The sequence below is a fragment of the Clostridium sp. AN503 genome (assembly GCF_040719375.1).
Classification (GTDB): domain Bacteria; phylum Bacillota; class Clostridia; order Lachnospirales; family Lachnospiraceae; genus Brotaphodocola.
In genome coordinates this window covers 1,688,846-1,703,018 of record NZ_JBFDTP010000002.1, presented here as the reverse complement: position 1 = coordinate 1,703,018, position 14,173 = coordinate 1,688,846, and the positions used below count along the sequence as shown (strand labels likewise).

Sequence of the window (14,173 nt, the reverse complement as noted above, 5' to 3'; positions counted from 1 at the left end):
ATGAACAAGATTGTCCGATTATTGCAGCATAAGGACGCCGTGATCTTTGATCTGGACGGCACTCTGGTGGATTCCATGTGGATGTGGAAACAGATCGATATTGAGTATCTGGGACGGTTTGGGTATACCTGCCCGCCTAAGCTGCAGAAAGAGATCGAGGGCATGAGCTTTTCTGAGACGGCTGTGTATTTTAAGGAGACCTTTCAGATACCGGATTCCCTTGACGAGATCAAACAGGCGTGGATCGATATGAGTATCGAGAAATACCGCAGGGAGGTTCCACTGAAAAAGGGCGTCCGCCGGTTCCTGGATTATTTGAAGGGGAATGGGATCAGGGCAGGAATAGCCACCAGCAATGGGCGGGCCATGGTAGATGTTGTGCTGAATTCCCTGGAAATTGAACCATATTTCCAGGTGATCACCACGGCCTGTGAGGTGGCGGCGGGGAAACCGGCGCCGGACATTTATCTGAAGGTGGCAGACACCCTGAAGGTGGAGCCCGGACGCTGCATGGTGTTCGAGGATGTTCCCGCGGGAATCCTGGCGGGACGCGCGGCAGGCATGAAGGTGTGTGCTGTAGAGGATGAATTCTCCGCGCAGATGCGGGAAGAAAAGAAACGGCTGGCGGATTATTTCATCCATGATTATGATGAGTTGTTTGCATGACAGGTATTCTGGAGGACAAAATGCAGGATTATTTACCAATCTGCCGCGCCGATATGGAAAAACGCGGCTGGGAACATTGTGATTTCGTTTATGTGACAGGGGATGCCTATGTGGATCACCCTTCTTTCGGCACGGCGATCATCAGCAGGCTTTTGGAGGCGCACGGCTATAAAGTGGGGATCATTTCCCAGCCCGACTGGAAGGATGCAGCCAGCGTGCAGATATTGGGAAGACCCAGACTGGGATTTTTGGTATCTGCAGGCAATATGGATTCCATGGTGAACCACTATTCGGTATCCAGGAAGCGGAGGCGGCAGGATTCCTACACTCCAGGCGGCATTATGGGCAAACGCCCGGACTATGCCACGGTCGTCTACTGTAACCTGATCCGGTCCGTATATAAGGATTCCCCGGTTATCATCGGAGGGATCGAGGCGAGCCTCCGGCGGCTTGCCCACTATGATTACTGGTCCAACAAGCTGAAACGGTCCATCCTGTTGGATTCCCAGGCGGATCTGATCTCCTACGGCATGGGGGAACACTCCATCGTGGAGATCGCCGACGCCCTGGACAGCGGGATCGACGTAAAAGACATCACATTTATTGACGGCACTGTGTTTAAGACCAGAAGCCTGGATATGGTGTATGATTATGAACTGCTCCCGGATTTTGAACAGCTGAAAGCGGATAAACGGGAGTATGCAAGGAGTTTTTACAGACAGTATGGAAATACCGATCCCTTTACCGGGAAGCGGCTGGCGGAGCCTTATGGCGGAAAAGAATTTGTTGTGCAGAACCCGCCCTCAAAGCCACTGACCCAGGACGAGATGGACGAGGTTTACAGCCTGCCTTATATGAGAAGCTATCATCCCGCCTATGAATCCCTGGGCGGTGTCCCCGCGGTCCGGGAGATCAAGTTCAGCCTGATCAGCAACCGGGGGTGCTTCGGTTCCTGCAGCTTCTGTGCCCTGACCTTCCATCAGGGGCGGATCATCCAGGCGCGGAGCCATGAATCTCTGGTGGAGGAGGCGACGCTTCTGACAGAAGATGCGGATTTTAAAGGCTACATCCACGATGTGGGCGGCCCCACAGCCAATTTCCGTTTTCCGGCCTGTGAGAAGCAGATGACAAAGGGGGCATGTCCGGGGAAACAGTGCCTTTTTCCTGAACCATGTAAGAATCTGAATGCCGACCACAGCGATTACATCGCGCTGCTTCGGAAGCTGAGGGCCATACCGAAGGTGAGGAAAGTATTTATCCGCTCCGGAATCCGGTTTGATTATCTGCTGGCAGATAAGAACCGGATGTTTCTGCGGGAGCTGTGCGAATATCATGTGAGCGGCCAGCTGAAGGTCGCGCCGGAGCATGTGGCCGACGCGGTGCTCTCTAAGATGGGCAAGCCCAGGAATTCCGTGTACCGGCAGTTTGTGAAGGAATACAACGAGATGAACGAGAGGCTTCACAAGGACCAGTATCTGGTGCCATACCTGATGTCCTCACATCCCGGTTCTTCGTTAAAGGAGGCGGTAGAGCTGGCGGAGTATCTGCGGGATCTGGGCTATATGCCGGAGCAGGTGCAGGACTTTTATCCGACGCCGTCCACCATCTCCACATGCATGTATTACACAGGCCTGGACCCGAGGACCATGGAGCCGGTGTATGTCCCGGTGAACCCTCACGAGAAGGCCATGCAGCGCGCCCTGATCCAGTATCGGAATCCAATGAACTATGAACTGGTGAAGGAGGCCCTTGAGAAGGCGGGAAGGACGGATCTCATCGGTTTTGACAAGAAGTGCCTGATACGCCCGCGGGGCGGCGCTTCCGGCAGTGGAAAAGCCGGGGGTGAGCGGTCTTCTGGCAACCAAAAGCAGTCAGATGCCAGAAAAGAAAAAGCAGGTAAAAAGAAAACGATCCGCAATGTTCATAGGAAAGTGAAGAAATAGTGTCAGTATTTTTTGTAAGAAGTATAAACAGAAAGGCAGGATCAGACATGAAGATAGCAATTGTAACCGGAGCTTCCTCCGGCATGGGAAGAGAAGCCATCATACAGATCGCAGACCGTTTCAGCGGGATTGGAGAGATCTGGGCTGTCGCGCGGCGGGAGGACCGCTTGAGAGAGCTGGAGCGGCAGCTTCCGGTACCGCTGCGCATATTCCCTCTTGATCTGTGTGATGAGGAGGATTTAAAATCTCTGGATGAAGCGCTGCAGGAGAAGAAACCGGAAGTAAGGCTTCTTGTGAATTCCGCCGGTTATGGAAAGATCGGCAAGGTGGGCAATCTGGGACTCCGGGATGAGACCGGTATGGTTCGCCTAAACTGTGAGGCTCTTTGCGCCGTGACCCATATCGTCCTGCCCTATATCCCGGATCACAGCCGGATCATCCAGTTTGCATCCTCGGCGTCATTCCTGCCTCAACCGGGATTTGCCATCTATGCGGCGACTAAATCCTTTGTGCTCAGCTACAGCCGGGCGCTGAACACAGAGCTGCGCGCCAGGGACATCACAGTGACAGCCGTATGCCCGGGTCCGGTGAAAACAGAATTTTTTGATATTGCAGAGACGACAGGTACGATCCCTCTTTACAAGCGGCTTGCCATGGCCGACCCGAAAAAAGTGGTGCGCCTGGCGCTGCGGGACAGTATGATGGGAAAAAGCATTTCTGTTTACGGTCCGCTTATGAAGGCATTTTCTGTGCTCTGCAAAGTATTTCCCCATGAGTTTCTGCTGCGTGTCATGGACTCGCTGTAGAAAGAAGGATGGTATGATTGCATGAAGATAAACAAAGGACAATACGGATACCGGGACAAGAACAGAAAAATGCGTCTGAGCATCACAGCAGTGCTGATCCTGGCGATCCTGGCGCAGCTTCTGGCCCGGTATCTGACAGACAATCAGGCAGCAAAGAATATCCTGACGGTCATGGCGATCCTGACGGTGCTGCCCATGGCCAATATGGCGTCGCCGCTGATCGCATCCTGGAAATACAGGACGCCGCCGAAGGGCTTTTATGAGAAAGTACGGGGCTATGAGGAGAAGTGTACCATCGTGTATGATCTGATCGTGACAACAAAGGAACAGATCATGCCGATCGATGCGGCAGCCGTACATCCGGGAGGAGTCTACGCATACTGCACCGCTCCGAAGCTGGACACGGCAAAAGCGGAAAAGGCATTGAACGCGCTGTTTACGGCAAACAAACTGTCCCCCAATGTGAAGATCCTCCGGGACGAGCACAGCTTCCTCCGCAGGCTGGATAATCTAAAACCGGCGGACAGCTACGAGGATGACGGCAGTGTGGCATACGGGGCGGCGCTGCTTAAAAGCCTGTCCATGTAGAAAAACCATAGGGCAGACAGCAGGGGCAGCCGAGCGTACTGACGGAAACCAAAAGAAAGGTACATCCGAATGAAACAGATTACGGTGAACAACAATGAGGCAGGGCAGCGGCTGGACAAGCTGCTGGGCAAATATTTGAACCTTGCCGGGAAAAGCTTTATTTATAAAATGATGCGGAAAAAGAATATTACCCTGAATGGAAAGAAATGCGACGGCTCCGAGAAAGTGGCGGAGGGGGATGAGATCAAATTCTTCCTTTCCGACGAGACCTTTGAAAAATTCTCAGAGGTAAAGGTCCAGGCTGTGAAAAAGCAGAAGCTGGATATCATCTATGAGGACAGCCATATTCTGCTGGTCAACAAACCTTCCGGCATGCTTTCCCAAAAGGCGAAGGAAACAGATGAGTCTCTGGTGGAATATCTGATCGATTATCTGCTGGACTCCGGCCAGCTGACCAGAGAAGCCTTGCGCAGCTTCCGCCCGTCGGTCTGCAACCGTCTGGATCGGAATACCAGCGGGCTTGTTGCAGCAGGGAAATCCCTTGCCGGTCTTCAGATGCTGTCGGCAGTCCTCAAAGACCGCTCCCTGCACAAATATTATCTCTGTGCTGTGAAGGGCAGTGTCGCGGTCTCCCAGACCATAGACGGATACCTGGTAAAAGACGAAAAGACCAACCAGGTGACTGTCTCAAAAAAAGAGACCGAGGGGGGAGCGCCAATCCGTACAAAATATGAGCCAGTTGCCCAAAAGAATGGATATACACTGTTAAAAGTAACGCTGATCACCGGTCGTACCCATCAGATCCGCGCTCATCTGGCATCTGTGGGACATCCGATCGCCGGGGATTACAAATATGGAGATCCGCTTGTGAATGCAGAAGCGAAAAAACAGTTCCGCGTCGGGTCGCAGATGCTGCATTCCTACCAGATGGTTTTTCCAGAATTGCCGGAACCATTTTCTTATCTGAGCGGGAAGACATTTACTGCGCCCGTTCCATCAGAATTCGAGCGGGTATTTGGATCGATCGTTAAGTCCGTTTGAGTATTCTCCGGATATCCGGGTACAAACCAGATAACCGGGCACCGGAAGACAAGAAGGAGGGATCAGAACATGGAACAGGACCGATGGACACAGACGGTGGACACTGCCAGCAGGCTTCATCTGCGCCTTCTCCGGTTTCTCACAGGCGCTCTGACCCTGTTTTTATGGCTGGTATTCGCCTCCGGGATCTGGGCGGTGAACCGGATGATCCGCTTTTCTGTCTTTGGGAATTTTTTCGGGTACATAAAAGAACCGTCCGTGATCGTTTCACTGATCCTGTTTGCCCTTTCCTATGCGGGGATGTTTGCAGCGCTGTTCTGGCTCTGCATCGTATGCAGACGGCTGAGGATCGCAAAACGGCTGGTTGTCTGGTGTCTGCTGTGGATCCCGTTTTTAAACTTAGGACTGGCCCTGTACGTGCGGGGGCTTGCAAGACAGGAGATTGACCACAACACCTGTAAGATCCGCCTGGACGATGTGAGGGTGGAACATCAGATCTGCCGCACAAAATACCCGCTGCTCCTGGTTCACGGCGTTGGTTTCCGGGATTTCCACTATTTCAATTACTGGGGGCGGATTCCCAGAGAGCTTGTGAGAAACGGCGCAAAGGTATACTACGGACATCAGGAGGCCTGGGGGACCGTGGAGGACAACGGACTGATCTTGAGGGAGAAGATCCTTGAGATCGTGCAGGAGACCGGCTGCGGGAAGGTCAATATCATAGCCCATTCCAAGGGCGGTTTAGACTCCCGGTATCTGATCAGCGGCTTACATATGGATGCATATATTGCGTCGCTGACCACGATCAATACGCCTCACCGCGGTTCTGCGCTGGTGGATTTTTTGAAGCGGCTTCCGGAAAGCGTCTACCATGGAGTCTGTGGTATGATCGACCGCTACTTCGGGATGCTGGGGGATACAAGGCCCAATGCCTACGTAGCCAGCCGCCAGCTTTCCTGCGACTATGCAGAGGGCTTTAACGAGCTTTATAAAGATGTGCCGGGTATTTATTACCAGAGCTATGCAAGTCTGATGAAACATGGATTTTCCAGTAAGCTGCTCTGCATCCCTTACTGGATCTTAAAGTGTCTGGATGCACCCAATGACGGTCTGGTGACAGTGGATTCTGCGCGTTGGGCGGATTTCCAGGGAGTGGTGACCAACCGGTATCTGCGTGGGATTTCCCATGGGGATATGATCGACCTTACCCGGGAGGATTACCGGGATTTTAAAGTGCTGGAATTCTATATTCAGCTGGTGCAACGGCTGGCGGAGATGGGATTTTAAGTGACAGAAGGAGATACAGATGATACAGAATAACAGACCGGACAGAAGAGTATATTGGACGAAAGAGCAGCGTGAAGCGCGGCAGGAGGAGATGGAAGAGCTTCATCCGGGATATCTTGATATGCAGCTTAAGCTGAATGTGGTGTTGGGAGCCGTGCTTTTTGCGCGGGGATTTTACCATGCGCTCAGCATCATGCTGGAACAGGAACCCTTCACCTACATTATTTTGGCGCCGCTCAATCTGATCGTGGGGTATTTCTTATACCGTTACTGTATGCAGGCTAAGTGGCTGGCAAGGCTGCTGCTGGCTGTTCGTCTGATCGAGTTTGGAAGAAGCCTGTGGCCGACGTTTCGTTATGTATTTTATCTGAATTTTATCGGCGCTGTCTGGTGGGTAACTCTGGTGGTGTGCTTTCTGGTGGATATCGGGTTTTTGTGGCTCCTGACACTTTCCAAAAAAGGAAAACAGCAGGTGGAATACAACCGGATCATCCATTCCGGCCAGGTGATCAACTTAAACAGGGCGGCTCAGGGATATTTTACAGAAGGTACGTCAGGATATGCATCAAAGACATCCATATGGTATCCAGGACAGGATGAAGAAGATAAGGAACAGTAAGGAGGCAGACACCATGGGAACATGGAAAAGCCGGGGCCTGCGCGGCTCCACACTGGAGGACATGATTAATCACAGCAATGAGATCTACCGGGAGAAGAAACTGGCGCTGATCCAGAAGATCCCGACTCCGATCACACCCATTAACATCGAGAAGGAGTCAAGACACATCACACTTGCCTATTTTGACCAGAAAAGTACGGTGGATTATATTGGCGCAGTACAGGGAATCCCCATCTGTTTCGATGCCAAGGAGTGCGCAGTCAGGACCTTTCCCCTCCAGAATGTCCATGAACATCAGGTCCGATTTATGAAAGAGTTTGAAGAACAGGGCGGGATTGCCTTCATCATTCTTCATTTTACAGCAGAGGATGAGATATACTACATACCATTCTGCGACCTGTACCGATTCTGGAGGCGGATGGAGGACGGCGGACGCAAGAGTTTTACCTATGACGAGATTGATAAAACCTATCAGATACATACCCAGAGAGATATCCTGGTACATTATTTAAAGACCATTCAGATGGATCTTGACAGCCGGGAGTGACAGGAGGGACATATGGTATTTTCTATTGTAAAGCAGTCTATCGAGATAAGGCTGGGCTTTGAAAACCCGCCGAAGATCAACGCGGATACGGAATGCGCCGCGGCGATCGGGATCCTGGCAAAGCTGTATGGGCTTCCAGTCCCGGAACGCAGGGAAGATCTTGTCACCATGCAGAAGGATCTGGAAACGCAGACCATGGGACGGCCCGCTACGGAGCAGATGGAAAAGCTGGGGCAGATTCTTTACGCTTATGAGCCGAAAACGGCGGTGGACGATGAAAAATATGATCTTTTAAAGTATAGCTACGAACAGACGGAGAAATCTGTCTGAATAACCGGACCATAAAAGGAGGAATCGGGATGTCAATGAAAGACCGGTATGGAAACATGATGAATGATGCGTTTAATGCCTACTATGAACTGTTTCGGAAACGAGGGGCGGTGTCTGAAGATGCGGCGGTCACCCTGGAGGAGCTTTTTGACGGGGAAAAAGTGACTATGACAGATCGGCAGATGGTCCGCAGACTGGTCAGTTACTGCACAGTCCGGAAAACAGGAGAGAAGAAATACTGGCTGGACGAGGAACGGGCGGCAAATCCGGGGAATGGAATGCGCCGCCAGTTATTTATTGTTCTGGCGGCGCTGGTACTGGTGCTGGTCTACTGCAGCATCGTCAGCAATTTAAGGTAATTACCACGCGATCACTTCATGGCCGTCCTCCGTAACCAGTACCTGGATCTCCCACTGGGCGGAGGGCAGGCCATCGTCGGTGCGGATGGTCCAGCCATTCTCATCATCTTCGTAGATATCGGCGCGGCCCATGTTGATCATCGGTTCAATGGTGAACATCATACCCGGCGCCATCAGCATCTCCGTACCCCTCTTCGCTATAAAACTGACCCATGGTTCCTCATGGAACTCCAGGCCGACGCCATGTCCGCCGATCTCCCGGACGACGCTGTAGCCGTTCTTTTTTGCGTGGTCGTTGATCGCCTGAGCCACATCTCCAAGAAATCCCCACGGCTTCACCTGGGCCAGTCCCAACTCCACAGCTTCCTTCGTCACATCTACCAGTTTCCGCTTTTCCGGGGAAACATTCCCGATACAGAACATCCTGGAGGAATCCGAATAGTAGCCGTCTAAATTAGTCGAAACATCCACGTTGATGATATCGCCCTCCTTTAAGACTACGTCCGGGGATGGTATCCCGTGACAGACCTCCTCGTTGACGGAGGTACAAACACTTTTGGGGAATCCCTCAAAGTTCAGCGGCGCCGGTATGGCGCCGCGTTTTGTGGTCTCATCATAGACCCACCGGTCAATCTCCTCCGTGGTGGTGCCGGGGCCAATATGTTCTGCAACATAATCCAGCACGGCAATGTTGACGGCAGCGCTCTCTTTGATTTTTATAATCTGTTCCGGCGTCTTGATGAGCGCGTGGGAGGGGACCGGATGGCCGCTCAGACGGCAGAGGCTGCACTTGCTGTCAAACTCAAAATGGCAGTTTTTATACTTCTTGCCGCTGCCGCACCAGCATGGATCATTTCTTCCCAATAATTTCACTAAAGCCACACATCCTTTCATTTCATACAGAGCATTATATCACAGATTTATCTGCACAGGGAAATCTTTTCTCTCATTAAAAAACTCTCATAAAAATATAGTAGACGAATCCGGAAAGTTGTGGAATAATAGGGAAGGATGGTAGTTAAAAATACAGTTAGAGAAGACAGGAGGAGCATTATGGCTAACAAACGAATTATTCAGGTGGAGGAGAAGGTGCCGTTTCAGCTGCTGCTGCCGCTGAGCATCCAGCATATGTTTGCAATGTTTGGCGCATCGGTGCTGGTACCATTTATCTTCGGCATCAGCCCTGCGATCGTTCTGTTTATGAACGGCGTGGGAACCTTGCTTTTCATCGCGATCACCAAGGGAAAGGCGCCGGCATATTTAGGCTCCAGCTTTGCATTCCTTGCACCTGCGGGAATTGTTATCAGTACCTGGGGGTATGAATACGCGCTGGGCGGCTTTGTGGCGGTTGGTTTCTGTGGATGCGTACTTGCGCTGATCATCTATAAGTTCGGTACGGAGTGGATCGATGTCGTCCTTCCGCCGGCAGCTATGGGACCAGTAGTGGCCCTGATCGGCCTGGAGCTGTCCGCATCGGCAGCCAGCAATGCAGGACTTTTGGACGAGGTCATCAATCCTAAGAATGTAACGGTGTTTCTGGTGACCCTGGGCGTTGCCGTGTTCGGTTCCATCGTATTCCGCAAATTTTTATCCGTAATCCCGATTCTGATCGCCGTGCTTGCAGGATATGCGGCGGCGGTTCTGTGCGGGATCGTGAGCTTTGAGAGTGTAGCGGCGGCGCCGTGGTTTGCACTTCCCAATTTTACAGCGCCTAAATTCAACGCAGAGGCGATCCTGATCATCCTTCCGGTTATCCTGGTGATCGCATCTGAGCACATTGGGCATCAGGTAGTAACCAGCAAGATTGTGGGACGCGATCTCTTAAAAGATCCGGGACTTCACCGGAGCCTGTTCGCAGATAACTTTTCCACCATGCTCTCCGGTTGTATCGGATCGGTCCCGACAACCACCTATGGTGAGAATATCGGCGTTATGGCTATGACAGGCGTGTACAGTGTACGTGTTATCGCTGGCGCGGCGATTTTATCCATCATCTGTTCCTTTGTGGGCAAGCTGTCCATGCTGATCAGCACGATCCCCGGGCCGGTCATCGGCGGCATCTCCTTCCTGCTGTACGGTATGATCGGAACCTCCGGCCTGCGTATCCTGGTGGACTCCAAAGTGGATTTCGGCAAGTCCAGGAACCAGGCATTGACCTCCGTGATCTTCGTGACGGGACTGTCCGGTATCGCCGTCAAGATCGGCAATATCCAGCTGACCGGCATGGTCCTTGCCTGCGTCGTAGGTATGCTTTTAAGTCTGTCCTTCTATATTCTGGACAAACTGAGACTGACCAACGACAGGGAAGAGGATTAAGCGGCGTATTAAGTCTCCCTGTACCGGGGCAAAAAGGCGCTGGAACGTTCTTTGCATGACGTTCCAGCGCCTTTCTTTTACCTATTTCTAAAACAGGGAATAGATTCAGATCTGATCTTTTTTCATTGTCCGCACATACAAAAGAAATTCCTCAAGCTCTACAGGCTTGCTGAAATAATACCCCTGATAGATATGGCAGCCAAGAGATTCCAGCATATCCCTTTGCTCGCGGGTCTCCACAAATTCTGCAATGATCCGGTTGTTTAAATGGTCTGACATCTGGATGATCCCGGCGACGATATCCCGGGAACGCTCATTGGAGAGCAGCTGGGTCACCAGCTGTCCATCTATCTTTACCTCATCAAAAAATCCCTTTTGAAGACCCAGCAGAGAATTATGTCCCATACCAAAATCATCCAGGCTAAACTCAATCCCCTCACGGTGCAGGAGACCAAATTCTGCACTCAACCGATCGGAAACATCCATAGCCGCCCGTTCCGTGATCTCCAGTACAGGCCGGACTTTTGTCAGTCCGTATGACTGGATCAGCTCACCCATGCGCTCCAGGGCATGTTCACCGCCAAGCTGTTTGGGCGAAATATTTATGGAAAGGTGCATCTCGCCTGTAAGTGTTTCTTCCATGATCCGGGCATCACGGCAGGCTTTGTGGAGCAGAGCAAGGCCCAATTCGTCCAGGAAACCGCTCTCATAGGCCAGATGGATCAGGACTGGCGGGGCGATATAACCGGCTACCGGATGTTTCCACCTCAGAAGAGCCTCCGCACCATGCAGTCCATTCTGATCTGTCACCTGTGCCTGGTAAAACAGCTGGAGCTGATCCCGTTTTAATACATTCTTTAAGTCCATAGCCAGTGTCCTGGCATAATTATTGCGGGGATAGCTGTAGTGGAGATAAGCGGGGATCATCCCGTTTTTCTCACCTTCGGCCATATCTTTTTCCATCTGGCGGACAGCCTGCTGGAATTCCTCTGTCTGGCTTTGTTCACTGCGCCTCACAAAAGGCATATAGATACAAACGCCGACCATCACGTTAAATAATTGCAGGAGGCTGCCGCATACAGAGCCAGTTGCTTTGTAACCGCTGACCAGGATTGGGACCGTCCATTCCACCGACTGGGTGACCACAGGCACCAGCCCCAGTTTTACTGCAGCCGCACTGATCAGCGTCAGTATGAACGGTGTCAGGACGAACGGTATCAGCATCGTAAAATTGAAGATGATCGGAAAACCAAACACTGCAATTTCACTGATATTAAACAGTACAGAAGGGAGCGCCACGTATGCAAGCTTCCGGTTATTGCTTCTTTTGGCGGAAAGGCATAAAGCGATGACAAGACTCAGCGCACAGCCACAGCCGCCCAAAAATACAAAGGTATCCAGAAAGGTCTTGGAATAAATCTCCGTTGGAGCTTTCCCGGCAAGGATCAGGGCCTGGTTGATGCCGACATTATGTTCAAAGAGGCGCTGGGACACAGCTTCCAGAGTGTTGGTCCCGTGGATCCCGAAGAACCATAGCACATGGGATATCAGTACATACAGCACAATCCCCATCAGATTGCCGCTCATACCGGAGAACAGCTTCATAAAGAGATAGGAACCAAAGTTGGTGATATTCGCATCCCCCCACAGAAGCCGGAGAAGATAACCGACCGCCGCAAAAAGAAGGAGCATACAGATGATCGGAAAAAGGCTCTGTATAGAAATGTTGAACAGATATTCTGCACCGGCGGTGTGCAGCCGGTAAAACCTGCGGCTCTGGACCGTCAGTATCCGAAACAGTATGCATGCAGCCAGAGTGATACAGGTAGCAGTAAAGACCCACTCCGCACTGAATATATAGGTCTCCTGATCCTGAATCCCTCCGCAGAATGCCAGATAGGAGGCCAGCGCTGCCATTGGATACAGATTTAAGTCTGTCGCTTCTGCCAGCCGTCCATAGGAAAGGCTGATGGTGATACAGAGTACCAGTGACAGGGAACCGAGGCTGATCTCATATAAGGTAGAAAAGAGCGTACTCACCGCGCCGCCCAGAAGACGGGACAAAAGATCCTGGTAAACCGCACTGGGGAAATTGTTTAAAAGCAGAGCAAAAGATCCCATAACAAGAAATGGGATCGCAAGAGTAAGTCCGTGGCGCACTGCACGGACACAGATGGTTTTCATTGGACATTGCCCTGTTGTATGACGGTTCATGAATTTTTCCTTGTCTAAAATGATTTATTAACATAAGTATAGCAGAGGGCGGAATAATTGTCTATTTGATTAATGCCAAAAAATATATTATAATGATGCAGATCACTATATTTAAGTATTGGAGGACAACATGAAAAACGGGCGTCTGTTTCAAATTCTATATCTGCTTTTAGAACACCAGGAGCTGACTGCCGCATGGTTGTCCGAAAAACTGGAGGTGTCCCAGAGGACCATTTACCGGGATATTGATGCCCTTTCTGCAGCGGGCATCCCGGTCTACGCAAAACAGGGACAGGGCGGCGGCATCCGACTGATGGAGCAGTTTCAGATGGAGCGTCAGCTGCTGGATCACGAAGAACAGGAGCTTTTGTTGTCTGCGCTCCAAAGCCTGCATTCCGTAGGGGCGGCGGATGAGCAGCATGTGTTATCCCGCCTGACGGCTTTGTTTCAGCGCAAGCCGGTGGACTGGCTGGAGGTGGACTTGGACAGCTGGGGCGGGCGCCAGATGGAAAAAGAACTGTTTGCAGTATGCAGGCAGGCTATCTGGAACCGGAAGCTGATGGAAATCGAATATGATAATTCAGAAGGAGAGCACAGCCGCCGCATGGTGGAACCGGTCCGGCTCTGCTTCAGGGGTGGCTGCTGGTATCTGTCCGCATGGTGCAGGTCACGCCATGCGCTGCGCCTGTTCCGATTAAACCGGATCAGCGGATACCAGGTTCTGGAGGAGACAGTTCCTGTGCGGGAGTATCCGGAAGGTGAGGGTGGGAGCGGAATAAAGGATGATGTGAAGTACCCCGGCAGATCCGGAGATTCTGCAGGGATAAAGGCATTCAGGCCGGAAGACATGATATCCTTCTGCCTTAAGTTCACTTCAAGGGCTGCCTATCAGGTGCGGGATTTCTTCCCTCCGGATGAGATCACATGCCAGCCGGACGGCAGCTTTCTGGTACACACTGTTTTTCCGCCTGGAAGGTGGGTAACAGGATTTCTGCTGTCCTTCGGCAGCGAGGTCCAGATCCTGGAACCGGAGGAATACCGGATACGGCTTTTGGAAGAAGTAAAACAAATCCAAAAAGTTTATGAAACATGACAGAAGGTGTCATATACCATCTGGTATTCTATAGAAAAACAGGAGGTAGAAGATATGGAAGACAAAAAATTCTGTCAGAGCTGCGGTATGCCCATGGAGGCGGAGGAGACCTTTGGCACTAATGAGGATCACACCAGGAATGAGGAGTACTGCTGTTATTGTTACCAGGACGGTGCATTTACTGCACCGCATATGTCCATGGCAGATATGATCGAGCTGAACCTTAAGTTCAATGAGGAGAACGGACATCCCATGGGAACCCGGGAAGAGGCAAAAGCCATGATGGAGCAGTGGTTCCCTACATTAAAACGCTGGGCTGTCTGACAGGCTTTAAAAAGCTGTACGGCAAAACCCCGCAGAGAAT

At 51.5% G+C, this 14,173-nt stretch carries 15 protein-coding genes; 13 read left to right on the top strand and 2 right to left on the bottom strand.

Annotation, left to right across the window (positions count from 1 at the left end; translation table 11 throughout):
• The 10 genes from AB1I67_RS15190 to AB1I67_RS15145 all read left to right on the top strand — a co-directional run bounded on the left by AB1I67_RS15190 (nucleotide 1) and on the right by AB1I67_RS15145 (nucleotide 8,186).
• Entirely contained in the window at nucleotides 1–666 is a 666-nt protein-coding gene (locus AB1I67_RS15190; protein WP_367030710.1) for an HAD family phosphatase, read from the top strand.
• 20 nt (nucleotides 667–686) lie between these two features.
• The gene (locus AB1I67_RS15185; protein ID WP_367030709.1) at nucleotides 687–2,609 is read left to right on the top strand and encodes a YgiQ family radical SAM protein; all 1,923 of its coding nucleotides are present in this window, start codon (nucleotides 687–689) and stop codon (nucleotides 2,607–2,609) included.
• A 47-nt stretch (nucleotides 2,610–2,656) separates the two neighbouring features.
• Entirely contained in the window at nucleotides 2,657–3,415 is a 759-nt protein-coding gene (locus AB1I67_RS15180; RefSeq protein ID WP_367030708.1) for an SDR family NAD(P)-dependent oxidoreductase, read from the top strand.
• A 21-nt stretch (nucleotides 3,416–3,436) separates the two neighbouring features.
• Nucleotides 3,437–4,003, top strand: a complete 567-nt coding sequence (locus AB1I67_RS15175) for an O-linked GlcNAc transferase-like protein (RefSeq protein WP_367030707.1) — start codon at nucleotides 3,437–3,439, stop codon at nucleotides 4,001–4,003.
• 69 nt (nucleotides 4,004–4,072) lie between these two features.
• On the top strand, nucleotides 4,073–5,044 hold the full coding sequence (locus AB1I67_RS15170) for an RluA family pseudouridine synthase (protein ID WP_367030706.1): 972 nt from the start codon (nucleotides 4,073–4,075) through the stop codon (nucleotides 5,042–5,044).
• 69 nt (nucleotides 5,045–5,113) lie between these two features.
• Nucleotides 5,114–6,331 carry a triacylglycerol lipase gene (locus AB1I67_RS15165; RefSeq protein ID WP_367030705.1) on the top strand — a complete coding sequence of 406 codons (1,218 nt, stop codon included), beginning with the start codon at nucleotides 5,114–5,116 and terminating at the stop codon, nucleotides 6,329–6,331.
• A gap of 19 nt (nucleotides 6,332–6,350) precedes the next feature.
• A complete protein-coding gene (locus tag AB1I67_RS15160; protein ID WP_367030704.1) occupies nucleotides 6,351–6,950 on the top strand; it encodes a hypothetical protein in 600 nt (199 codons plus the stop codon).
• 13 nt (nucleotides 6,951–6,963) lie between these two features.
• Nucleotides 6,964–7,497 carry a Holliday junction resolvase RecU gene (locus tag AB1I67_RS15155; protein WP_367030703.1) on the top strand — a complete coding sequence of 178 codons (534 nt, stop codon included), beginning with the start codon at nucleotides 6,964–6,966 and terminating at the stop codon, nucleotides 7,495–7,497.
• Between the two features lie 12 nt (nucleotides 7,498–7,509).
• Nucleotides 7,510–7,827: a DUF3837 family protein gene (locus AB1I67_RS15150; RefSeq protein WP_367030702.1), complete on the top strand. Its 318-nt coding sequence runs from the start codon at nucleotides 7,510–7,512 to the stop codon at nucleotides 7,825–7,827.
• A gap of 29 nt (nucleotides 7,828–7,856) precedes the next feature.
• On the top strand, nucleotides 7,857–8,186 hold the full coding sequence (locus tag AB1I67_RS15145; RefSeq protein WP_367030701.1) for a hypothetical protein: 330 nt from the start codon (nucleotides 7,857–7,859) through the stop codon (nucleotides 8,184–8,186).
• On the opposite strand, the gene AB1I67_RS15140 is transcribed toward AB1I67_RS15145, so the two are convergent.
• Complete coding sequence (locus AB1I67_RS15140) at nucleotides 8,187–9,059, bottom strand: methionyl aminopeptidase (protein WP_367030700.1); 873 nt, start codon at nucleotides 9,057–9,059, stop codon at nucleotides 8,187–8,189.
• A 180-nt stretch (nucleotides 9,060–9,239) separates the two neighbouring features.
• Between AB1I67_RS15140 and uraA the strand changes: the two genes are divergently transcribed.
• Nucleotides 9,240–10,502, top strand: a complete 1,263-nt coding sequence (uraA, locus tag AB1I67_RS15135; protein WP_367030699.1) for a uracil permease — start codon at nucleotides 9,240–9,242, stop codon at nucleotides 10,500–10,502.
• Nucleotides 10,503–10,607: 105 nt separating this feature from the next.
• On the opposite strand, the gene AB1I67_RS15130 is transcribed toward uraA, so the two are convergent.
• Complete coding sequence (locus tag AB1I67_RS15130) at nucleotides 10,608–12,686, bottom strand: EAL domain-containing protein (RefSeq protein WP_367030698.1); 2,079 nt, start codon at nucleotides 12,684–12,686, stop codon at nucleotides 10,608–10,610.
• Nucleotides 12,687–12,846: 160 nt separating this feature from the next.
• Between AB1I67_RS15130 and AB1I67_RS15125 the strand changes: the two genes are divergently transcribed.
• Nucleotides 12,847–13,809 carry a YafY family protein gene (locus AB1I67_RS15125; RefSeq protein WP_367030697.1) on the top strand — a complete coding sequence of 321 codons (963 nt, stop codon included), beginning with the start codon at nucleotides 12,847–12,849 and terminating at the stop codon, nucleotides 13,807–13,809.
• A 54-nt stretch (nucleotides 13,810–13,863) separates the two neighbouring features.
• Complete coding sequence (locus AB1I67_RS15120; protein ID WP_367030696.1) at nucleotides 13,864–14,133, top strand: zinc ribbon domain-containing protein; 270 nt, start codon at nucleotides 13,864–13,866, stop codon at nucleotides 14,131–14,133.
• Nucleotides 14,134–14,173 lie beyond the last annotated feature (40 nt).